This is a genomic window from Sphingomonas sanguinis, assembly GCF_019297835.1.
Lineage (GTDB): Bacteria > Pseudomonadota > Alphaproteobacteria > Sphingomonadales > Sphingomonadaceae > Sphingomonas > Sphingomonas sanguinis_D.
Genome location: NZ_CP079203.1, coordinates 402,476 through 424,535, shown reverse-complemented (window position 1 = coordinate 424,535; position 22,060 = coordinate 402,476). Strand labels below are relative to the sequence as shown.

Here is a 22,060-nt window from a genome sequence, read left to right as displayed (position 1 = left end):
TCGGAGGAGGCCCCGGTGAAAACCGGGGCCTTTTTTTGTTGGCGGACCGGGGCGCCGCCACAGGCTTGGAGGCGAAGGACTTTAAAGCCGATCAATCACCGCTTCGCGCTTTTCGGTTTATCGAGTATCCTGCCATAGTGACCGACGCTCCCCCATCGCCGAACCTGCCGCAGAGCGAAGGCGCAACCGCGACCGATCCTGACGCCACGTTGCCGCCTTTCCTGAGCGGCGGCGGCGATTGCGCCGATCGGATCGCGCGGATTGACTGGTCGGGGACCATGCTCGGCCCGGTAGAGGCCTGGCCGAAATCGCTGACCATGTCGCTCGCAATGGCGCTGCGTTCGGCGGTACCGTTCCTGCTGCTGTGGGGCGAGGACGGGGTGATGTTGTACAACGACGCCTATGCCGCGTTCGTCGGCGATGGCCATCCCGCCCTGCTAGGAACCAAGGTCAGCGACGGCTGGCCCGAGCATCTCGCCTTCAACGAACATATCATGGCGGTCGGCCTGGGCGGTGGGACGCTGCATTTCCCGGACCTGCCGGTGCCCCTGCGCCGTGCGGGGCAAGAGATGCGCGCCTGGGTCAATATCGACACCTCGCCCATCACCGACATACAGGGCAAGCCGGTCGGTGTGCTCTGCATCCTGGCCGAGACGACCGAGCGGGTGCTGGCGGAGCGCCGGGCCGCCTTCCTGCTGACCCTGTCCGACCATCTGCGCGCGCTGGAGACACCCGCCGAGATCATGGCGCTCGCGGCGGAACGCCTTGGCGAGGAACTGTCGGCCAGCCGGGTCTTCTATGCCGAGATCACGACGCGCGGCTGGATGACCGTCGAGCGCGACTATGCGCGCGGGGTCTCGTCGATCGTCGGTCGCCATTCTCTTGAGAGCTTCGGACCCGACCTGCTGGCCGCCTATCGCGGCGGCGCGCCCGTGGTCGTGACCAATGTCGGCGCGGACGAGCGCCTGAGCGACGGCGCACGTTCGGGCCTTCAAGCGCGTGAGGTCGGCGCGTTCGTCGACGTCGTCCTGTTCGAGGAGGAAGAATGGGTCGGCCTGCTCGCGGTCCAGAGCGCCACCCCGCGCACCTGGAGTTCCGAGGAAGAGGCGCTGGTCCAGAATGTCGGCGAGCGGGTGAAGGTCGCGGTCGAACGCTGCCGCGCCGAATTGGCCCTGCGCCAGTTGAAGGACACGCTGGAACAACAGGTGGTCGAGCGGACCGCCGAAATCCGCCGATACCATGAAATCGTCGAGGCCATCGCCTCGCCAATCTGCGCGTTCGACACCGATTATCGCCTGATCGCGTTCAACAAGGCGCATGATGCCGAGTTTCGGCGGATTTATGGCTTCCCCTCGCGGATCGGCGACGTATTCCACGAGCTGTTCGTGCCCGAGCAGCAGGGCACGATGCGCGCCTTGATGAGCCGGGCGCTGACCGGCGAGCATTTCACCGTGACCGAAGCGTTCGGCAGTCCCGAGCTTGGCATACCGATCTGGGAGATCACCTATACTCCGCTTCGCAACGGCGCGGGCCAGGTCGTTGCCGCCTTCCATCAGGCGACCGACATTTCCGAGCGCCTGAGGGCGGCGGCGGAGCTGGAAGCGGCGCAGGAGGCGCTGCGCCAGAGCCAGAAGGTCGAGGCGATGGGCAGCCTGACCGGCGGGGTCGCGCACGACTTCAACAATCTGCTGACCCCGATCATCGGCTCGCTCGACATGCTGATGCGCAAGGGCTCGGGCACGCCGCGCGAGAAGCGGCTGATCGACGGTGCGCTGCAATCCGCCGAGCGGGCCAAGACGCTGGTGCAGCGCCTGCTCGCCTTCGCCCGCCGCCAGCCGCTCCAGCCGACCGCAGTCGATCTGGGGCAGCTCGTCGACAGCATGACCGACCTGATCGCCTCGACGGTCGGTCCGACCATCGAGCTGGAAGTCGACATCGCGGACAATCTGCCGCCCGCGAAGGCCGATGCCAATCAGGTCGAAATGGCGCTGCTCAACTTGTCGGTAAACGCCCGTGATGCCATGCCGAACGGCGGAAGGCTGTGCATCAAGGTCAAGCCATGCCGGATCGCAAGCCAGCAGTTCGCCGATGTCCCGGCAGGCGACTGCATCTGCCTGAGCGTCAGCGACACCGGCATGGGCATGGACGAGGCGACCCGGCAGCGCGCGATCGAGCCGTTCTTCTCGACCAAGGGGGTCGGCAAGGGTACGGGCCTGGGCCTGTCGATGGTCCACGGCCTGGCGGCGCAGCTAGGCGGCGGCCTGACGATCCGCAGCGAACTGGGACAGGGCACGGAAATCACGCTCTGGTTGCCCGTCAGCGATGTCGAGGCTGCGACGCCAACCCCGGCCGCACCTGCCCCCGCCAATACCGATGGCGTCGGTACGGTCCTGCTGGTCGATGACGAGGATCTTGTGCGGATGAGCACTGCCGACATGCTCGCCGATATGGGGTATGGGGTGGTCGAGGCCATGTCGGGCGCGCAGGCGCTGGAGCTGGTGCAGGCTGGTCTGCGCCCCGACCTGCTCGTGACCGATCACCTCATGCCGGGTATGAACGGCGCGCAGCTGGTCCGTGAGCTGGAAATCAAGCTGCCCGAGCTTCGCTCACTGATCGTATCCGGCTATGCAGAGGCAGAGGGGCTGGATATCGAGATCGCGCGGCTGACGAAGCCTTTCCGCAGCGAGGAACTGGCCGCCAGCCTGACCGCCATCGGCGCGCGGGCATCGGCGGCGCCGGCCTTCGGTGACCGGGCGGCTCCCGAAGAAGGTGACGCCGCCCAGCCGGTCAATGCTTAATAATCGTCGGAATTGTCGAAGTCCGAATTGCCGTCGTCGAAGCGGCCGCCGTCGAAGCGGCCGCCGTCGTCATCACCGAAGTTGTTGATGGTGACATTCTCCGGGCGATCCATGAAACCCTGACAGCCGCCGAACAGGCCGCCACCACCGCCGCCACGGTGGCCGAACATGTCGGACAGGCCGGAAAACAGCATCTCGCCGCCGACGACGCCCGCTGCGGTCGTGCCCGCGCTACGCAGGAAGCTGCCGAGGCCGCCGCCGCCCGAGAACACCCCCGGACGTGCCTCGGGCGGGGGTGGCGAATAGCTTTCCTGTGGCGGCGCACCCCAGGGGCCGCCAGCGCCGTGAGGCAAGAAGCTGCTGCTCGCGGGAGCAGGCGCGGCCTGTTGCTGGCGTTCCAACTCCGCGATGCGCTGCTGGGCGGCGTGTAGCGACTGGTCGGCGACGATCGCGTGCTGGACGAGCAGATAGGCGGCATCCGGATTGGACGACAGCGCGCGGGCGATCATCGCATCGGCTTCGGGATCTTTCGCGCCGGTACGCGCGGCGGACAGTTCATCGAGAAAGCGGGTAAGCAGCGTGCGTTCTTCGGCGTTCATCGGAGCACTCCAATCATGCGCCCCGAAAGATCGTCGAGCCTCACCCCAAATCAAGGCCCAAGGCCCCGGATGACCGATTATTCACCCAACCGGCATCTCGTCTCCAGCCTGCTAGCCTCCATGCTGCTCCCAGAAATATTCCTTTTGCAGCGCCAGTTCGTCACGACCCGCCGTCAGGATCGCCTGCTCGCGGCCATCTTCGGCGAACATGACCGCGAAATCCTGGGCGGGGACATCGCCGTCTATCGTCCGGTCGTCGGGCGAGGCGACATGGCCGACATAGCGCAGGCTGAGGTCGTAATGGCCCGACCAGAAGAAGGGCACGTCCTGGTAATCGCCGTCGACCTGTCCCATCAGATGCCGGGCAAGCCACTGCCCCATATGCTGTGCCACCACCCAATGCTCCACCCGGATGGCGTGGCCCAGACGGGGGTCGGGGGCGTAAGCAATATCGCCGATCGCGTGAATGGACGGGTCCGATGTGCGCAGTTGCGCATCGACCGCGACGCCGCCGCCATCGGCCTTGTCGCCCAAATCCAGACCGGCGGCTTCCGCCAGCTCCACCCGTGGCCGCACACCCATCCCGGCGACGACGATATCGCCCTTCACCACTAAGCCGTCGTCGAGCATGGCGGCATGACCGTCCCAACGCGCAATGCGGCGGTTCATGTGGAATTCGACGCCCTTGGACCGGTGGAGGTCGCGGATCATCTTCCCGACTTCCGGCCCGGCCGTCTTTTCCAGCGGCAGCGCGTCGTCGGACACGACCGCGACCTCCAATCCCCGCGCAATCAGCGAGGCGGCGACCTCCAAACCGATATAGCTTGATCCGACGACGATAGCCCGCTCGGCCTTCCCTGCCGCCGCGATCAGTCGGTCGGCGTCGGCAAGGGTCCGCAGCGCGAACACATCCTTGCGATCCGAACCATAGAAATCGGGCGACACGACCGCCGCGCCGGTCGCCAGCACCAACCGGTCATAGGCAATGCGTTCACCATCATGGAGGACGATGGCCTTGGCGTCACGGTCGATCCGCGCCACAGCAACGCCCGAACGCAAGTCCACTCCGTCCAACGCTGGCAAGGCCGCATCGTCGCGATCCGCCTTCCCCGCCAGATATTGTTTCGAACAGAAGGTGCGATCATAGGGCGCGTCGCCTTCCTCATTGACCACCGTTACCGCCGCAGCCGCACCATGGCGCGCCAGCATCTCCGCACAGGCATGGCCCGCCGCGCCAGCGCCGATGATAACGATACGGCCTATCCCGGCAGCGTCCACAGTTTCGGGTGTCGGGCCAAGCTTGGCGAGGCCGGTGATCCGCACGCGACCGTCATCCTCCACCACCTCGAACCGCTCGAGCGGCGGGAAAGCGGGAGCGCCTACCGCCTCGCCCGTCTCGACATCGAAACGCGCGTGATGCCATGGGCAGCGCAGCGTCCCATCCGCCACGATCCCGTCGGCCAGAGGCGCCTTCAGATGGGTACACTGGCCCGCCAGCGCGCAGACCCGCCCCCTGTGCCGGACGAGCACGACATCCTGCCCGTCCAGCACACCGGCGACGATACGCCCTTCCTGCACATCGGTAGAGGCGATGCCCTTCGCCAGATCACGATCTGCCATCGCCTCTTGCCTTTCCTGCTTTCGGGATCAGTCGGCGCGCTGGAGCGCGGTCGCCGCCAGATGCTCTCCGACGAACCAGACCTGCGGTTCATTCGAGCGGATGATGTCGCTGACCAGAAGATCGTTGGTGCCGTCGTCACCGGATTCGTCTGCCGTCTTGGCGCCCTCATGCGCCTGTTCCAGCACGATCCGATGCGCCTCCAGCAGGCGGGCGAGCATCGTCGGCACGTCCTCGCGGCCACGCGGCGGGCGCGGGATGCGGGTCATCTCGGCGACGTCATGCGGCGTCGCGATGCTGATCCCACCCAGCGCCTGAATGCGCTCGGCCACCATGTCGACCAGTTCGGCTTGCTTTTCGTAATGCGTGTCGAGCAGCAGATGCAACTGATAGAAGGTCGCCCCCGACATCTGCCAGTGATGCTTCTTGTACAGGTCGCGCAGCATCATAGTGTCCGCCAGTACCTGGTTCAGGATCGACACGCTCTGCTTGCGAGCATTGTCGGACAGGCCCAGCGGCAAGTCCTTCAACGTGCCGAACGGCTGAATTTCGCGATATTCGATCTTGTACTGCGGCTGCGCCTGGTCGGTATCGGCCACGACTTTACTCCGATCATGGATATGGATCGTCGCCAAGCGTTTGCCTCGGCTCACGGTTCCATGAATTTTCCCACAGCGAGCCATCGGCGACCATTATCGCCTCTGATCCAAATTAATTTTTGTTGATAGGCATTTGTCAGGAACGGACCGTGCCGTGCGGCGTCCAGCATGGGCTTTCAAGGGACCCGGCCGCATGATCCAACCGACCTTCGTTTTTCTCCATGCCCTTGGTTCCAGCCACAGGGAATGGGATGCGGTGTCCCGCCACCTCGGCGACGCGCCCAGCATCGCGGTCGACCTGCCGGGTTTTGGCGAGCGGGTGGGCGAAGGCTATGCCGACGTCGCCGAGATGGCCGACGATCTGGCGGACGAAATCCGCCGCCGTCGTCTGAGGGCCTGCATCCTGGTCGGGCACAGCATGGGCGGCAAGATCGCCACCATCGTCGCCAGCCGTGCGGCGGCGGGCGAGGTCGGGCTGGCCGGGGTTGTCGGCGTTGTGCTGGTCGCCGCTTCGCCGCCCGCGCCCGAACCGATGGACGAGGCCCGGCGCGCCGAGATGATCGGCTGGGTAAAGGGTGGATCGATCGGGCAGGACGATGCCGAAACCTTCGTGAAAGCCAACACCGCCGCGCCTCTGCCCCCCGAACTTCACGACCGGGCGGTTGCCGATGTGCGTTGGTCCAGTCGCGAGGCATGGCTCGGTTGGCTGGAGCGCGGCAGCCTGGAGGACTGGAGCGAGCAGGTCGGCCAACTCTCCATCCCCGCGCTGATCGTCGCGGGCGGGGAGGACGGCGATCTGGGCGAGGATGCGCAGCGCAGACTCAACGTGCCGCATTACCGTCATGCCGACGTCCGCGTGGTCGACGGGGCCGCGCATATGATCCCCTATGAGCAGCCCGAAGCGCTGGCCAGGCTGATCGCCGACCATGCGGCGTCGCTGGCCGGGTCGATCCTGCCAGCCGGGTTCGTCGATATTCTCGGCTCCAACCGCGTGAGCCGCCGCGCCCGCGCCGCGATGCTGGAGCGGACCCGGCCGGTATCGGACGACGACCTTCGCTGGTCCGACACCGAACGGGCGACGGTGAAGGCCATGATCGTTCATATCCTGCCCGACCACACCTCGCCGCGTGACCTCACCCAGCGGGTCGAGGCGGCTATCGTGCGGGGACCGGGCGACGGCTGGCGCTTCGCCGATCTGCCGCCCGACGATGAGGCGTGGCGGCGTGGTCTGATTACGCTCGACGCGCTCACAGGCGGGTTCGCCGGACAGGATCATGCGATCCAAGCCACATGGCTCGAACGGATCGCGGCCGGAGACGCCAACGCGGCGGCAGACGAACGCCTGTTCACGCCGGGCCAGATGACCCTCTGGTTCCAGGACGTCCGGGCCGAGGTCGTTCGTCAATGGGCCGCCCTTCCCTCGACCATGGCGGCGATCAGCTATGACGGCTTTGCCGTCGGCGGCGATGGGCCGCGCAAGCAGGGCTATCGCCGCACCAGCGCGAACGATGTCGAAGCCTGGCAGACAGCGCAGGAGAAGACCGCATGAGCCGCGCCCCTTATGCTCAGACCGAGATGGTCGATGCGGTCGTCATCGGCACCGGCGCGGGCGGCGCACCGCTGACCGCGCGGCTGGCGGAGGCCGGGCTGTCGGTCGTCGCGCTGGAGGCCGGACGGTCCTTCATGCCGGACGAGCATGTCGCGGATGAACTCGCCGCCGACATCTACTGGATGGAGGAAAGGTTGAGCGGGGGCAGCGACCCCACCGCCTTCGGATCGAACAATTCGGGCATGGGTGTCGGTGGATCGACGCTGCACTGGGGCGCTTTCTGCCCCCGTCCCGACCCGCGCGACCTGCAACTCAGGACGATGACCGGGCAAGGCGCCGACTGGCCGATCCCACATGGCGAGCTGATCGCCTATATCGAGCAGGTCGAGCGGTTTACCGGTGTGTCCGGCCCGGCGCATTACCCATGGGACGACACCCGCGACTATGCCTATCCGCCGGTCCCCCGCAACGCCTCGGCCGAGGTGATGGCGCGGGGGTGCGAGGCGCTGGGCATCACGGCGACCGACGCGCCCGCCGCCCTCGTCTCGCGGGATCGCGAACAGCCGCATTGGGGACAGCGTCAGGCCTGCGTCAATTGCGGCACCTGTCACCAGGGTTGCCGCAACGCCGCCAAGACCAGCATGGACACCACCTACCTGCCGGAGGCGGTGGCCCATGGCGCCGAGATCCGGTCCGGCGCGCGCGTCCTGTCGTTCGAGTTCGATCATGCAGGGCGGATCAGCGGCGTCGTCTATCGACAGGACGGTCAGGATCACCGCCAGCGTTGCCGCGCCGTCTTCCTCTGCGCGGGCGGGGTGGAAAGTCCGCGCCTGCTGCTGAACCTGGGCCTTGCCAATTCCAGCGGGCAGGTCGGCCGCAATTTCATGGCGCATGTCGCGACCCAGGTCTGGGGTCGCTTCGACGACGAGATGCGGATGAACCGGGGCTATCCCTCCTCGCTCATCAGCGAGGATATGATGCGTCCCGCCGATGCCGATTGCGTCGGTGGTTATCTGATGCAAAGCTTGGGCGTCCTGCCGGTCAACCTCGCCACCGGGCTGGCACGCGGGGCGGGCATGTGGGGGACGCGGCTCCAGTCGATCCTGCACAACTATAATCGCATGGCGGGGATCGGGATCAACGGCGAGTGCCTGCCGCATCCCGACAACCGCCTCACCCTGTCGGACGAGACCGATGCTTTCGGCCAACGCAAGGCACGGATCGACTTCAGCTATCACGACAATGAACGCGCCATCGACCAGCATTCCCGCCGCGTCATGACTGCCATCTGGGAAGCGGCGGGGGCGCAGGACATTTTCGCAGTCGACCGTTCCGCCCATACCATCGGCACCTGCCGCATGGGCGACAATGGCGACGAAGCCGTGGTCGATGCGGACGGGCGCAGCTTCGACATCGCCAATCTCTGGATTTGCGACAATTCGATCTTCCCCAGCGCGCTGGCCGCCAATCCTGCACTGACGATCATGGCGCTGTCGCTGCGCACCGCCGACCGCTTCCTGGCGACAAGGCCCTGATCGCGACGGAAAGACTTGAAACGCACACCGTCGCACCATGCGTTTGTAATGTCGGAGTTTTGGGCTAGGGCAAGGACTTCGCAGCGCCCCCGTGGCGATTCGAACAATAAGGTTCGTCCGATCCCGTCCGGGACGGCGCGGCCGTCAGGCGGAGGATGGAAGATGCTTACCCGACGTTCATTCGTGGCCGGTGCGACCACCGCCATGGCGCTGCCCGCCATCGCCAAAGCCGCATCCGTGCCGACCATCGTCAACCCGGTGGTCCGCCAGCGCGCCGACGCGCAGGTCTTCCGTCACACCGATGGCTGGTATTACATGACCGGCTCGGTGCCCGAATATGATCGGCTGGTCCTGCGTCGTTCCAAGACGTTGCAGGGTCTGCACAGCGCCGCCGAGCGGGTGCTGTGGCGGCATCTGCCGAGCGGGCCGATGTCGGGCTTCATCTGGGCGCCCGAGATGCATCTGATCGACGGCCGCTGGATCATGTATTTCGCGGCCGGGCCAAGCGGCGGCGGCGAGGATGTATTCCGCATCCGTACCTTCGCAGTCGTGTGCGACGGGTCCGACCCGATGGCCGGCAACTGGTCGGTGCTCGGCCAGCTTCAGACCGAGTGGGACACGTTCACCCTCGACTCGACCAGCTTCGTGCACAAGGGCCGGCGCTACCTCGCCTGGGCCCAGAGCGAGCCGGGGATCGCAACCAATTCCAACCTCTATCTCGCCCCGCTCAAGACCCCGCTGACGCTAGCCGCCAAGCCGGTCCGGCTGTCTGTCCCGACGCTGGAATGGGAGATCCAGGGGTTCAAGGTCAACGAGGCCCCCGCCCTCCTCGCCCGCAATGGCAAGCTCTTCATGACCTATTCGGCCAGCGCCACGGATGCGCGCTATTGCATGGGCATGCTGACCTGTGACGCCAATGCCGACCTGATGAACGCGGCCAACTGGTCCAAGTCGCAGGTTCCGGTGTTCAAGACGTCGGCTGCGCACAAGGTCTTCGGGCCGGGTCATAACAGCTTCACCGTCGACGAGCGCGGACGTGACGTGCTGGTCTATCATGCGCGCGACTATTCCGAGATCAAGGGCGACCCGCTGTTCGACCCCAATCGCGACACGCGGATGCAGTATTTTCGCTATCGCCCCGATGGCTCGCCGGATTTCGGCGAACCCGTCGCCAACGGTCCGCTTCGCCGGGCCTGAACTCGCTGCCCGGCAATGTCGGAGTAAGGCTGTTGCCGCCCCTTTCAAGGCGACGGCAGGAAGGAATCGAAGGCGGTCATGCGCGTATTGGTCACGGGGCTGGGAGACATTGCGCACAAGGCCTATCTTCCGGTCCTGTCGGCCATGCCCGATGTCGAGTTGCACCTCGCGACCCGAAACGCAGAAGTCCTGACCGCGGCGGGACGCAGCTTTCGCGTCGCGGGGCTTCATGCCAGCGTTGAGCAGGCCCTTAGTGCGACCAGCTTCGACGCCGCCTTTGTCCATGCCGCCACCGATGCGCATCCCGCGCTGGTCCGCACCTTGCTCGAAGAACGAATTGCGACCTTTGTCGACAAGCCCCTAGCCGATCATCTGGCCGAGGTCGAAGCGCTGGTCGCGCTGGCGAAGCGGCAGCACACGCCGCTTACCATCGGCTTCAACCGCCGCTTCGCCCCGAGCCATGTCGCCTTGAAGGACTTGCAGGCCGACCTGATCGTCATGGAGAAGCACCGCCAGCGACAGCCTGACACGGCGCGCCGGGTGATCTTTGACGATTTCATCCATGTCGTCGATACGCTGCTGTTCCTCAGTCCCGGCCCTGTCCTGCGCCACAGCATAGAGACACGGGTCGAGCAGGGAATGTTGATCTTGGTCGCACTGATGCTGGCGGGTGACGGCTTCACCGCGATCGGCACCATGCACCGCAATAGCGGGCTGAACGAGGAACGGTTGGACGTGATCGGGAACGGCCTTCGCCATTCGGTGCGCAACATGGCCGAGGTCGTCCGCATGGACGGAGCCGAATACCGCGAGCGCCGGGGCGACTGGACGACCGTCGGCAAGCAGCGCGGGTTCGAGGCGATGTGCCTCGATTTCCTTTCCAGCGCGCGGGAACGCCGTCCGGTCCAGGCCGATGACATTCTGGCCACGCATCGCCTGTGCGAGGCGATCACCGTTCATGCCGAACGCCTATCATCTTCATGAATAGCCGGACGCCGCCACACCTGCCGATGACGCGGGCGTTCAATCACTGGATCGCGGGCGAGCATTTCGCCCGGCGGTTCGGCCGCTGGCCGCTACCGGCGGATGCCCCCGATGCGCTCATCAACGACATCATCTTCGACCGGATGATCGACCCCGACTGGTCCCCGCTGCACCGGGCGTTCATCGACAAGCAGACGGCCAAGGACGAGGCCAGACGGCTTTGCCCCGATCTCGCCGCGCCGGAGACCCTGCTCGTCATCCCGATCGAGGCCGTGACGTCGATCGAGCACCTGTTCGAGCTGCTCCGCCCCTTTATCGGCACCGACGTCATCGCCAAGCCGACCCATGCCAGCGGTGCCGTCACGTTCCTGCGCGATCTGACCGACCCATCGGAGCTGCGCGCACTCTACGATCTCGCTTCACGCGATTACGCCAGCCTGTTGCGGGAGATGCAATATGCGGGGCTGGCGCGGAAGATCATCGTCGAGGCGATGATCCCGACCTCTGTTCCCGCACCGCCCGACGATTACAAATTCCACTGCATCCATGGCGAGCCGCTGCTGTGTCAGATCGACCATGGCCGGTTCGGTCAGGCCTGGAGCCGCCTGTACCGCGTTCCCGAATTCACGCCGATGGACGAAGCGGATGGCCTGTCGCCCCCGGCTGGGTTCGCCCCGGCCGCGCGGGACCGGCTGGACCGGATGATCGCCGCAGCCAGGGCGCTGTCCGCCCCCTTCGCCTTTGTCCGTGTCGACCTGTATGACGGGCGCGATGCGGTGTATTTCGGGGAGCTGACCTTCACCCCCGCCGCCTCGCTCGGCATTGCGCCATCGGCGGCGGGGGTCCACCGGGTCGGCCCGACCCATCGCATCTATAGCCGCATCCTGATGGACGCCCTCGCCGCGCCGGTTTCGGGCTGAACACCCTACCAGCCCATACTCCCCGGCCCACCCTTGAACGGGCCTGCGAGGTCCGGGGCGATCCAGCCGCCATAAAAGCCGCCCGGCTGCGGCCGGACCTTCTCGCCATCGACGGTGCAACTGTCGAACGGCGCGGCATAGAAGGCGAGATGATCCCGCAGCATCGCAAAGCCCGGCGTCGGGTCAGGATAGCTCCAGGCGACATCGCGGAGCAGCATGCCGCCAATCTCGACATGCCAATAGATCGCCTCCCCCTTCCATTCGCAGAAGGAACGCCGGTCCGACCGCCGCAGCACATCCTGCGCGATATCGGCGGGCGGCAGATACCAGCTGGGCGGATGGCTGGTTTCGAGCGTGCGGACGGGCGCGCGGCTGTCCGCGATCACGATGCCGTGATGCACGATGCGGACATGACGCGTACTCGGCTCGGCGATGGCGGGACGCGGATAGTCCCAGACGCTTTCCTGTCCGGGGCCGACGGGATCGGGTCTGGGCTTCATTACTTACTCCTGCGTCACGGGGCTTGACCGCTCAACGCCGGGCGACTGGAAAGGGAGCCGTCGCACAGGATCTAAAGCGGCGCGGAATACAAGCCATGATGGGTCAGGATGAACAGCTGCCCCGGCTCACCCTTGCCGAGCACCAGTTGTAGCGGGCGCTCGGGCACGTCGATCCGACGGAGCAGCGCGCCGTCCGGACCATAGACGAAGACCTGCCCGTTCGCGACATAGAGCCTGCCCGCCGCATCGCGCACGGCGCTCTCGCCGCCCCGCTCGGCCAGCACCCGGAGATCGGTGACGCGTCCGCCATCGCCGACCCGCCCGGCATAGGTCCGGTTCTCCGACCCGTTGGTCATCACCACCTCGCCCCCCGGCTGACCGGCCGCGAAGCCATAGGCGTCCAGCGTGTCGGACCAGCGCCAGCCCTGATGATCGTCCGGCCCCTGGTTCCACACGCGAAAGGCGGGCAGCACCAGCGACCCGTCGGGCGAGACATATTCCTGTGCCTTGGCCTTGCTCATCTTGGCCGCGAACATGTCGGCCATGGTGGGGTAGGCATAGCTTTTGGGGTCGATCCGGTCGGCGAATTCACCATTCTCCCAGACATTGACCGGCAGAAGCGTCTGCGCTCCCGGATGCGTCCGCGCCGGGGTCGGCGAGATGACCGTTACGGCCGCCGGAGCGGCGGGATCGATGCTATAGACGCTGCCGTCACGCCCCGCCGAAGACAGGACCAGTAGATGCCCCGACCGGTCGACCGCCAGATTGACGGCATCGAGCGGCGCATCGGCGACGATGTTCAGCCCCTTGGCCTCCGACCAGCTATGGATACGCTGGAAGAAGCGGTCGATGAAGTAGAGCGTGCCCTGTGCATCGACCGCAGCCCCGGCCACCGAGTAGAAGCCGTCCGCCAGCTTGCGCACGTCCGGTGACACCGGCACCGCCGAAGCCGTCGCCGCGCTGGTCGGCACTGGCGGCACGTCGAGGTGGGCGAACTCCCGCTCGCGTACCTCCGTTTGGCGCGTCATATCTTTGATCGCGTTCTCGAACGGATATTTGCTCGCCCGGACAAAGGTGCCGCAGCCCTTGGCATCGCAGCTGGCAAAACCGCTCTCGGCATTCACATGGACGTTGCGGAAACGGATGTCGCCGGAGCCGTAGAGTTTCACCGCCGCATCCATCGGCTTAGCAGTGCGGGTGACGCGGTAGCCGTGATAGTTGGCGAACAGGATGTTGCGGCTGTGGCGGAATTCGGTCGACACGGCGTTGACGCCGTCTCGCACCTCCTGCTCGGTCTGCGGGGCGAGGAATTCCCAATTGGCGACATGATCGAGCACGATCTCGGCCCGGTAATGATGCTCGGCCGACAGTTGATAGACATGCCCCGGCGTCGTCGTGTTCGAAACGTAGAAACCGGCCGAGGCTAGCGTATTCGGCGACCAGAGCGCGTTGAACGTGCCGCCGCCGCCGTCCGTCACCCAGATGCTGGCATGCTGCCCGTCAAAGCGTGCGCGTTGGTCGCCGAAACCGATCGGGCTGCCCGGCGTCAGCACCGTGCCGCCGCCGCCCTGGATTTTCACGTCATCAACCAGCGACGCCTCGCCCGCCTTCCACAACAGGGCCGTGGCGCGCGGATTGACCCCGCCGGTCCACAGCCCCATGCCCGAGACGATCCCCGCCCCGCCCTTCGCACTTTCGATCAGTGCCTTGGCCGATCCGACCCCGCGATAGCCGGGGGCATCGTCCGCCAGATAGATATGGGTCAGGCTGGGGTGCAGCGCGATAAGCACCGTGTCGGGGCGCAGCCGCAGCGTGTCGCTGACCCGGTAACGGCCCATCGGCAGATAGAGGACGCGGTGGGTGTCGATTGCGCGTTGCAGGGCAGCGGTGTCGTCGGTGGTGTCGTCTCCCTTTACCCCCAGATCGCGGACATTCGCCCAGGCCGCGACCGGCGGCAGCGCGGGGATGGCGGGTTTGGCTCTTGCAGGCGTCCGACCCAGCGGGCTGATCTTCACATCGGTCGCGAAGTCGCCCATCTGCCCCAGCTCGGGCACTTTGAGCCCATAGCCGAAATCGGCGACGCGGTAGCGCGGCCCCGCGCCCGCCACCACCCGCCCGCTGTCGCGGAATTTGGCAAAGACGGGCGTGGCGATGCCGATCGTGTCGTCGAAGCCGATCTGGGTAAAGACGCTCTTTTCCGAGGAGATGACCACGCCCGCATCGCGGACATTCTCGAACCGCACCTGCTTGCCCCAAAGCGAGTCCGAATAGCCCCGGTCGATCTCGATCCCCACCGGTGTGTCGCGGATGGCGACGTTGACCAGGGTCAGGTCGACCTCATGCTCCCGGATCGCCGCCTCGCGCTGGCCGGTGAAGTCGCTGTCGATCAGCGTGAATTGCCAGGCAGGCGAGGTCTTCTCGGTAACGATACCATATCGGCCGCCGAAAAAGCGCAGATTCTGTGCGGCATTGCCTGCCTGATAGATACCGGCAAAGCCCGATCCGATATGAAAATCGACATGGCGGATATAGCCATGCTGGGCGACGCGGAACCGTACCCCGACCGCCCCCGCATTGTCCTCGCCGATCCGGAAATCGACATTGGCGAGCGCGGAATAGAAGGTCGAGGAGGTGGCGTCATACAACGTCGGGTCGAACGGCACCGTTGTCGGCACCGGCACCGGCGGCTTGCCCGATCGATACTGGTCGTCGCCTGCAAAGGTCATCATCGCCGCGATGCCCGAGCCGAAGCCCGGCGTCGCATCGGCCAACAGGATCTCGGGCCGGGTCGGACCGACCCCGAACAGGCGAACGCCCGAGCGCACGACGATCGTGCGGCTGATCCGATAGCGACCCGAGGGCAGGAAGACGATGCCGCCATGGCCGCCCTTGGCCGCTTCGTCGATGCCCTGCTGGATCGCGGCGCTGTCATCGGCGCGCCCGTCGCCCACGCCCCGGATGGTGATCGCGCGCGGATCGGCGGGGGCGGTGCGATAGATGGAGGTCGAGGACCGGGCGGCAGCGGGGGCCGCCATCAGGGGTGCAGCGGCCATCAGCACCGCCGCGCTCAGCAGCCAGTTCGTCTTCATTGCCCTCTCCTTGTATCGGTGGGCCTTAGCGTAACGGCACGGCGACCGGCGTCGCCAACCTGGATCAGGCGTGGAGGCTGAGCGCCTGCGCCGCGATCGCCACCTGCGTCCGGTTGCGCACGTTCAGCTTGCGCATCAGCGCGGTCATGTGCGCCTTCACCGTCGCCTCGGCGATACCCAGGTCGAACGCGATCTGCTTGTTGAGCATCCCCGAATGGACGCCGCGCAGCACCTTCATCTGGGTCGGGGTCAGCCGTGCGAGCGAGGGCGCTTCGGCGCGCGCGCTCAGGGGTTGGCAGGCCGTCGGACGTGTCCCTTCCATCGTCATCCTCCACTATGCGGCCCGGCTGGGCCAAAGGCTGTCGGTCGTGCGCGCCAACATGATCCCGCGTCCGTTGCGACCCAATCTATGTGGATTCGGTTGGACAGGTTTTCATCATGCGCCCGCCAATTGCCCCGGATCAAGCCCTTTTCTATTGCTGAGACCCAAAAACCTGTCCTACAGATACGGGAGAAGTCCGGCAGGTGAAAACGCCGCCATGGACCATGGAGGGGTGTCGATGCGCAATCCGCAGAGCTTGAACCACATCACGCGCTGGAACCAGATGACGTGCGGAGCCCGCCCGTGACCGGCGAGGATATCCGCCTGATCGCGTCCGCGCTGGCGGGCATCCTGCTCGCCGTCCTGATGATCGTGAAGGGGCGGCTGCATCCCTTTATCGGCCTGCTGTGCGGCGCGTTCACGGTCGGGCTGCTCGCCGGGCTCCCGCTCGCCGATATCGCCAAGGCGGTGCAAAAGGGCGTGGGCGACATCGTCGGCGGCACCGGCCTGGTCGTCGCGCTTGGCCTGTCGCTGGGGGCGATGCTGCACCTGTCGGGCGCGGCGGCGGCGCTGGCGCAGAGCGCATTGCGGCTGACCGGCGCGCGGGCGGCCCCCTGGGCTACCTTGGGCATTGCGATCCTGATCGGCCTGCCACTGTTCTTCGAGACGGGCCTTGTCCTGCTGCTCCCGATCGTCGTGGCGGCGGCGGAGGCGATGAACACGCCCGATGGCGAGGCGCGCGATGCCGCCAAGCTGCGCCTCATCATGCCCGCGCTCGCCGGACTGGGCGTCGTCCATGCGCTGGTGCCCCCGCATCCCGGCCCGCTGCTGGCGGTCGAGGCGCTGGGGGCCAATCTGGGCCGGACGATGCTCTACGGCATCCTGATCGCCATACCGACGGCGATCCTCGCGGGGCCGGTGCTGGCGCGGATCGTCACGCCGGGTGTCCGCCTGGCGCCGCCCGTCTTGGGCGACCACCAGCTCGACATCGCGGTGCCGGGGCGCGGGGCCGCATTGTTCATCGTGCTGCTGCCCGTGCTGCTGATCGCGACGGGCGAGTTGGGACAGCTTGCCACAGGCTTGAAGGGCGCCGCCTGGCTGGTCGCGGCGAGCAATCCGGTGATCGCGCTGCTCGTCACCAACCTGCTCGCCCTGCCCCTGTTGTTCGGGCGGCGGCTGCGCGAGGCGACGATCCAAGACGCGGTGTGGCATGAGACGATGGGCGCGGCGGGCGCGATCCTGCTGGCGATCGGCGCGGGTGGCGCGCTGAAGCAGGTGCTGGTCAGCGCAGGCCTGTCGGACCTGCTGGCCCGGCTGGTCACCATGTACGCCATCTCGCCGTTGCTGCTCGGCTGGCTCGTCGCGGTCGGTATCCGGCTGGCGGCGGGGTCGGCGACGGTCGCAACCATCACGGCGGTCGGCATCATGCCGGGGGTGGTGGCCGGGTCGGGGGTGTCGCCCGAACTCGTGGTGCTGGCCATCGGCGCGGGCTCGGTGTTCTTCAGCCATGTCAACGATCCGGGTTTCTGGCTGGTCAAAAGCTATGTCGGCACCAGCACCGCCGACACGTTCAGGACCTGGTCGATGCTGGAGACGGTCATCTCGGTCGTCGGCCTCGCGCTGGTGATGGTCTTGAGCCATATCGTCTGAAGTGGGGGCGACGATGAACGAAGGGCGGCTGGCGGACCGGGCCTATACGGCGATCGTCCGCATTATCAATGACGAGGGACTGGCCATCGGCGACCGCCTGCCCTCCGAGGCGAGGCTGGCCGAGACGTTCGGCATGTCGCGGACGATCGTGCGTGAGGCGCTAGCCCGGCTGGCGTCGGACGGGATCACCGAGGCGCGGCGCGGCGCGGGTTCCTATGTAAAGCGCCGTCCGTCCGAGCGGCTGGGCACCCATATGCCGATGGACGAGCTGGCCAAGACGCTGGGCACCTATGAGGTGCGCTTCGTCCTGGAGGCGGAAACGGCGCGGCTGGCGGCGCTGCGCCGTTCAAGCGAACAGATGGAGGCGATCGAGCGGGCACTGGCCGCGCTCCGCGCCGCGCTCCTGTCGGACGCACCCGCGCATGACGAGGATTGGGTGCTTCACCGGGCCATCGTCGAGGCAACGGGCAATTCGGCCTTCATCCCCGTCTTCGACCATCTGAAGGACGAGGTGATGCACATCCTGCGCGCCGGCGTCGACATCTCACGCTCGCGCCCGCCCGAGGTGATCGGTGCGATGATGGACGAGCATGACGCCATCGTCGAGGCCATCCGGGGCCGCGATCCCGACGGTGCGGCACTGGCGATGCGCTGGCATTTGTCGCAGGGGCGCAAGCGGCTGATGCCGTGAGCAGATTGGATGGAACATACCCTTCTTCCCTCTCCCCTGGACAGGGGAGAGGGTTAGCGGAGCTTGCCAGCGTGCTGGCTAGCGCAGCTTGGGTGAGGGGTCGAGCGAGCCTTTGGCTCGCGCGCTCACGTGGTGAGCGCTCACCCCTCACCCAGCTCCGACTAAGCCTTTGCCTTCGCAAAGGCCAAGTCTGCGCAACCCTCTCCCCTCATGAGGGGAGAGGGAGGAGAAAGCTGGTTGAATGTCGGCGCCTCCTAGCGTTGCTCGATCCACCCGAGCGTATGGGCGACCAGCATTTCGGGCGGCAGTCCGGCATCCAGCGTCAACGCACACTCGTCCGCCGTCGGCCGCTCCAGCGTTGCCAACTGGCTGTCGAGCAGGCTGGGCGGCATATAATGATCCTTGCGCCCGCTCATCCGCCTGGCAATCTCTTGAGTATCCGTGTCGAGGAAGACGAAATACAGCGGCACGCCCGCCGCTGTCCGCAGACGCTCGCGATACACCCGCCGGAGCGCCGAACAGGCGGCGATGGCCGTCCCGCCCTCCCGTGCCGCCTCACCGATCGCCGCGCCGAGACGATCCAGCCAGGGCCAACGATCCGCATCGGTCAGGGCATGGCCGGTACGCATCTTCGCGACATTCTCGGCCGAGTGAAACGCATCGCCCTCCAGCACCCGGCAATCGAGCCGCGCGCCAAGCCGCTCGGACAGGGTGGTCTTGCCCGTGCCGCTGACGCCCATCACCACGATGCCCTGGGCGCGTGCGCCTGTGCCGTTGCCGTTGCCGTCTTTCGCCTTCACCCGCACCCCTTGTCGTTAGCATTGGCACTATCAGCCATGCCCGTTCGACCTTGGCTATCGCGTCTGGGACGACAAAGGCCATTACGACCTTTGTCGCAGTCGTGCCGAAGCGTCGCCTTGCCTATCCCAATGGCCCTGCCCCCGAACCGTTCCGCCTGAAGAGGATGACCGCCATGACGCGCCCGCTTTCCCTTGCCGTTCTGGCGCTGCTCGCCGGAACCGCCGCGTTGCCGGCTTGGGCCGGTCGCACCGCTTCGGTCTTCACTCGCGCGCCCGCCGATCCCCGCGCGGTGACGGTGCAGGCGCGCGGTGACGGTCGGAGCGACGACGGCGCGGCGATCCAGCAGGCGATCGACCGGGTGGCGGGTCAGGGCGGCGGCGGTATCGTCTTCCTGCCCTCCGGCCGGTATCGGTTGACCCATACGCTCTATATGCGGCCGGGCGTCCGCCTGTTCGGCGTGGGCAAGACACGCCCCGTCTTCGTCCTCGCCCCCGCCACCCCGGGGTTCCAGCAGGGCGTCGGGACCATGGTCTTCTTCACCGGCACGCTGCCCCCCGAAGCGGGCAAGGATGCAGCGCCGGTCCCCGTACCGCCGCCGACCAGCGTCCCCTTCGACAAGAGCATCGCCGACGCCAATTCGGGCACCTTCTATTCGGCCATGGCCAATGTCGATTTCGAGATCGGGGCCGGCAATCCGGCCACGACCGCCGTCCGTTTCCACACCGCCCAGCACAGCTATCTGGCGCATATCGATTTCCGATTGGGCGATGGCCTGGCGGGCATCTATCAGGTCGGCAATCTGGGGCAGGACCTGCACTTCCATGGCGGGCGCTACGGCATCCTGACCGAGAAGCCCTCCCCCGCCTGGTCCTACACGCTGATCGACTCCAGCTTCGACGGACAGCGCGACGCGGCGATCCGCGAGCATGAGGCGGGGCTGACCCTGGTCAACACGGTGATCCGCAACGTGCCCGTCGGGATCGAGATCGACCGGGGCTATGGCGACTGGCTCTGGGGCAAGAAGGTCCGGTTCGAGCGGGTGTCGCGCGCAGGCATCGTCATCAGCAACGAGGACAATGCCTATACGCAAATCGGCTTCCAGGACGCGACCGCGAGCGACACGCCGGTCTTCGCGCAGTTCCGCGACAGTGGGCGGACGATTGCCGGCCCCGCCCGACGCTATCGGATGCGCGACTTTTCCTACGGTCTGGCAGTGCCGTCGCTCGGCCAGACGGGGCGCTATGCGACCAAGGCGGATGCGGTGCCGCTGACCGCATTGATGTCCCGCGAGGCTCCCGCGATTCGCGCCCTTCCGCCGGTCGAACGCTGGGTCAATGTCCGTGACCTCGGCGCCAAGGGCGACGATGCGACCGACGACACCGCCGCGCTGCAACGGGCGATCGACACGCACCGCGTCCTCTATTTCCCCGCCGGTTTCTATCGGGTCAGCGACAGCTTGCGCCTGCGCCCCGACAGCGTGCTGATAGGCCTGCATCCCAGCCTGACCCAGATCGTCCTGACCGATGACAGCCCGGCCTTTCGGGGCATCGGCAGCACGAAGGGGCTGATCGAGAGCGCCAAGGGCGGCGACGCCATCGTCTCCGGCCTCGGGCTGGCTGCGGGCGGGCGCAATCCGCGCGCGACCGCTTTGCTCTGGCGCGCGGGTAAAAGCTCGCTGGTCGACGACGTCAAGTTCCAGGGCGGGCACGGCACCTTCCGCGCCGATGGCAGCCGCTTCGATCCCTATAATGCCGACCACACCGGCGATCCCGATCCAAAGCAGCGCTGGGACGGCCATTATCCCAGCCTGTGGGTGACGGATGGTGGCGGCGGCACGTTCAACGGGCTGTGGACGCCCGACACTTATGCGTCGGCGGGGATGCTGGTGTCGAACACCGAGACGCCTGGCCATGTCTATCAGATTTCGGCCGAGCATCATCGCCGCGCCGAGATCGTGCTCGACCGGGTGGCGCATTGGGAGTTCCTCGCCCCCCAGACCGAGGAGGAGGCAGGCGAGAGCCGCGATGCCGTCGCCTTCGAAGTGCGCCATGTGCGGGACGTGCTGTTCGCCAATCTCCACGCCTATCGCGTGACCCGCTCGCTCCAGCCCGCGCGCGCGGCAATCGCGCTGTACGGCCAGAACGACATCCGTTTCCGCAACGTCCATGTGAATGCCGAGAGCGGCCTTGCGACCTGTCAGACTGATGGTTGCGGCACCTATCTGCGCGCCAGCAAATATCCGTACGAGAACGCCATTCGCGACATGACCCGAGGCGTGGAGGTACGCGAGCGCGAGTTCGCGACGCTCGACGTAACCCCTGCCCCGCTGCCCGCCCCCTCGCCCAGTCTGGCGCCGGTTCGGCGGCTGGCCGATGGCTTCTATTCGCTGGGCGGCGGTGCGACCGACGCTAGCGGCAAGCTCTATTTGGTCGACCGCTATTTCCAGCGCATCCATGGCTGGAGCGAGACAGAAGGCCTGTCGGTCGTATCCGACGCGCCGCTCGATCCGGTGAACCTGGCGGTCGATGGCTCGGGCAAGCTGCTGGTGCTGTCCTCGGCCGGTCCCACCGCGACGGTCTATAGCATCGACCCCAAGGCTCCCGCCGCCGTGACGACGCTGTCACCCACCGCCGCAACGCCGGCGAACGCCCGGATCGTCCTGCCCGGCAGCCTCTGGGTCAATGGCGAGTTCCGCGACCAGTACGACCCCGCCGCCGACCGCTTCACCACCCTGGCCGAGATGTTCGCCCGCGACATCGGCCAGCCCAAGCCGCTATCCTATGTCGCCCCCGATGGCAGCATCGCCCTGCCCGCCTTTCGCGTGTGGCAGCAGGGGCCGACCGATCATCGCGGCTGGCGCTTTTCGGACACGCTCGACACCTATGGCCTGATTGCCGCGCGCCCCGGCACCCGGATCGCCATCGCCAACGGGTCGGAGGACCGGACCTATACCGGGCTGGTCGGCGCGGGCGGCGCGGTGACCGAGCTAAAACCCTTCGCCCATCGCGGCGGCGAGAGCGTCGTCACGGGCGCGGACGGGCGGGTCTATGTCGCGAACGGGCAGGTCTTCGTCTATGACGCGACAGGCACCGAACTCGGCCGGATCGACGTGCCCGAGCGCCCCTTGCAACTGGTCTTCGGCGGCACGGACGGGCGGACCCTGTTCATCCTGACGCATCACGGGCTTTACTCGGCGCGGCCCTGACCT

Annotated in this window: 15 protein-coding genes and 1 pseudogene; 9 read left to right on the top strand and 7 right to left on the bottom strand. The window is 66.7% G+C overall.

Annotated elements, in window-relative coordinates; genetic code table 11:
* Positions 1 to 137 precede the first annotated feature (137 nt).
* A complete protein-coding gene (locus tag KV697_RS01735) occupies positions 138 to 2,798 on the top strand; it encodes a GAF domain-containing hybrid sensor histidine kinase/response regulator (protein WP_306822673.1) in 2,661 nt (886 codons plus the stop codon).
* On the opposite strand, the gene KV697_RS01730 is transcribed toward KV697_RS01735, so the two are convergent.
* The 3 genes from KV697_RS01730 to KV697_RS01720 all read right to left on the bottom strand — a co-directional run bounded on the left by KV697_RS01730 (position 2,795) and on the right by KV697_RS01720 (position 5,614).
* Positions 2,795 to 3,397, bottom strand: a complete 603-nt coding sequence (locus KV697_RS01730; protein WP_219019843.1) for a DUF2076 domain-containing protein — start codon at positions 3,395 to 3,397, stop codon at positions 2,795 to 2,797. The genes KV697_RS01735 and KV697_RS01730 overlap by 4 nt on opposite strands.
* A 111-nt stretch (positions 3,398 to 3,508) precedes the next feature.
* Positions 3,509 to 5,017: an FAD-dependent oxidoreductase gene (locus KV697_RS01725; protein WP_219019842.1), complete on the bottom strand. Its 1,509-nt coding sequence runs from the start codon at positions 5,015 to 5,017 to the stop codon at positions 3,509 to 3,511.
* 27 nt (positions 5,018 to 5,044) lie between these two features.
* Complete coding sequence (locus KV697_RS01720; protein WP_172839659.1) at positions 5,045 to 5,614, bottom strand: Dps family protein; 570 nt, start codon at positions 5,612 to 5,614, stop codon at positions 5,045 to 5,047.
* A 256-nt stretch (positions 5,615 to 5,870) separates the two neighbouring features.
* Between KV697_RS01720 and KV697_RS01715 the strand changes: the two genes are divergently transcribed.
* The 5 genes and pseudogenes from KV697_RS01715 to KV697_RS01695 all read left to right on the top strand — a co-directional run bounded on the left by KV697_RS01715 (position 5,871) and on the right by KV697_RS01695 (position 11,799).
* Positions 5,871 to 7,163 (top strand): alpha/beta fold hydrolase, encoded by a 1,293-nt coding sequence (locus tag KV697_RS01715; RefSeq protein ID WP_257575531.1) that lies wholly within the window; start codon positions 5,871 to 5,873, stop codon positions 7,161 to 7,163.
* The gene (locus KV697_RS01710; protein WP_219019840.1) at positions 7,160 to 8,698 is read left to right on the top strand and encodes a GMC family oxidoreductase; all 1,539 of its coding nucleotides are present in this window, start codon (positions 7,160 to 7,162) and stop codon (positions 8,696 to 8,698) included. The genes KV697_RS01715 and KV697_RS01710 overlap by 4 nt, the downstream gene beginning before the upstream one ends.
* A gap of 162 nt (positions 8,699 to 8,860) precedes the next feature.
* Positions 8,861 to 9,883 (top strand): annotated as a pseudogene (locus KV697_RS01705) (glycoside hydrolase family 43 protein); the annotation flags it as partial.
* A 90-nt stretch (positions 9,884 to 9,973) separates the two neighbouring features.
* Positions 9,974 to 10,879 carry a Gfo/Idh/MocA family protein gene (locus KV697_RS01700; RefSeq protein WP_219019838.1) on the top strand — a complete coding sequence of 302 codons (906 nt, stop codon included), beginning with the start codon at positions 9,974 to 9,976 and terminating at the stop codon, positions 10,877 to 10,879.
* The gene (locus tag KV697_RS01695) at positions 10,876 to 11,799 is read left to right on the top strand and encodes an ATP-grasp fold amidoligase family protein (RefSeq protein WP_219019837.1); all 924 of its coding nucleotides are present in this window, start codon (positions 10,876 to 10,878) and stop codon (positions 11,797 to 11,799) included. Before KV697_RS01700 ends, KV697_RS01695 begins: the two co-directional genes overlap by 4 nt.
* 5 nt (positions 11,800 to 11,804) lie before the next feature.
* Here KV697_RS01695 and KV697_RS01690 read toward each other — a convergent pair whose 3' ends face one another.
* The 3 genes from KV697_RS01690 to KV697_RS01680 all read right to left on the bottom strand — a co-directional run bounded on the left by KV697_RS01690 (position 11,805) and on the right by KV697_RS01680 (position 15,710).
* Positions 11,805 to 12,299, bottom strand: a complete 495-nt coding sequence (locus tag KV697_RS01690; protein ID WP_219019836.1) for a DUF427 domain-containing protein — start codon at positions 12,297 to 12,299, stop codon at positions 11,805 to 11,807.
* 71 nt (positions 12,300 to 12,370) lie between these two features.
* Positions 12,371 to 15,388 (bottom strand): glycosyl hydrolase family 28-related protein, encoded by a 3,018-nt coding sequence (locus tag KV697_RS01685; protein WP_219019835.1) that lies wholly within the window; start codon positions 15,386 to 15,388, stop codon positions 12,371 to 12,373.
* A 64-nt stretch (positions 15,389 to 15,452) separates the two neighbouring features.
* Positions 15,453 to 15,710: a helix-turn-helix domain-containing protein gene (locus tag KV697_RS01680; protein WP_219019834.1), complete on the bottom strand. Its 258-nt coding sequence runs from the start codon at positions 15,708 to 15,710 to the stop codon at positions 15,453 to 15,455.
* A 303-nt stretch (positions 15,711 to 16,013) separates the two neighbouring features.
* Between KV697_RS01680 and KV697_RS01675 the strand changes: the two genes are divergently transcribed.
* Positions 16,014 to 17,360 carry a GntT/GntP/DsdX family permease gene (locus KV697_RS01675; RefSeq protein WP_219021173.1) on the top strand — a complete coding sequence of 449 codons (1,347 nt, stop codon included), beginning with the start codon at positions 16,014 to 16,016 and terminating at the stop codon, positions 17,358 to 17,360.
* A 13-nt stretch (positions 17,361 to 17,373) separates the two neighbouring features.
* Positions 17,374 to 18,051, top strand: a complete 678-nt coding sequence (locus KV697_RS01670) for a FadR/GntR family transcriptional regulator (protein WP_219019833.1) — start codon at positions 17,374 to 17,376, stop codon at positions 18,049 to 18,051.
* A 254-nt stretch (positions 18,052 to 18,305) separates the two neighbouring features.
* Here KV697_RS01670 and KV697_RS01665 read toward each other — a convergent pair whose 3' ends face one another.
* Entirely contained in the window at positions 18,306 to 18,851 is a 546-nt protein-coding gene (locus KV697_RS01665) for a gluconokinase (RefSeq protein ID WP_306822672.1), read from the bottom strand.
* Between the two features lie 164 nt (positions 18,852 to 19,015).
* Here KV697_RS01665 and KV697_RS01660 point away from each other — a divergent pair, with 164 nt between their 5' ends.
* Entirely contained in the window at positions 19,016 to 22,057 is a 3,042-nt protein-coding gene (locus tag KV697_RS01660; RefSeq protein WP_374011380.1) for a glycosyl hydrolase family 28-related protein, read from the top strand.
* The last annotated feature ends 3 nt before the right edge of the window (positions 22,058 to 22,060 follow it).

What these genes read in the sequence shown, in the direction of transcription:
- KV697_RS01710 (WP_219019840.1), top strand. Translation starts at nt 7,160, where the DNA reads ATGAGCCGCGCCCCTTATGCTCAGACCGAGATGGTCGATGCGGTCGTC.
- KV697_RS01700 (WP_219019838.1), top strand. Translation starts at nt 9,974, where the DNA reads ATGCGCGTATTGGTCACGGGGCTGGGAGACATTGCGCACAAGGCCTAT.
- KV697_RS01670 (WP_219019833.1), top strand. Translation starts at nt 17,374, where the DNA reads ATGAACGAAGGGCGGCTGGCGGACCGGGCCTATACGGCGATCGTCCGC.
- KV697_RS01690 (WP_219019836.1), bottom strand. Translation starts at nt 12,299, where the DNA reads ATGAAGCCCAGACCCGATCCCGTCGGCCCCGGACAGGAAAGCGTCTGG.
- KV697_RS01685 (WP_219019835.1), bottom strand. Translation starts at nt 15,388, where the DNA reads ATGAAGACGAACTGGCTGCTGAGCGCGGCGGTGCTGATGGCCGCTGCA.
- KV697_RS01695 (WP_219019837.1), top strand. Translation starts at nt 10,876, where the DNA reads ATGAATAGCCGGACGCCGCCACACCTGCCGATGACGCGGGCGTTCAAT.
- KV697_RS01660 (WP_374011380.1), top strand. Translation starts at nt 19,016, where the DNA reads ATGACCGCCATGACGCGCCCGCTTTCCCTTGCCGTTCTGGCGCTGCTC.
- KV697_RS01725 (WP_219019842.1), bottom strand. Translation starts at nt 5,017, where the DNA reads ATGGCAGATCGTGATCTGGCGAAGGGCATCGCCTCTACCGATGTGCAG.
- KV697_RS01730 (WP_219019843.1), bottom strand. Translation starts at nt 3,397, where the DNA reads ATGAACGCCGAAGAACGCACGCTGCTTACCCGCTTTCTCGATGAACTG.
- KV697_RS01680 (WP_219019834.1), bottom strand. Translation starts at nt 15,710, where the DNA reads ATGGAAGGGACACGTCCGACGGCCTGCCAACCCCTGAGCGCGCGCGCC.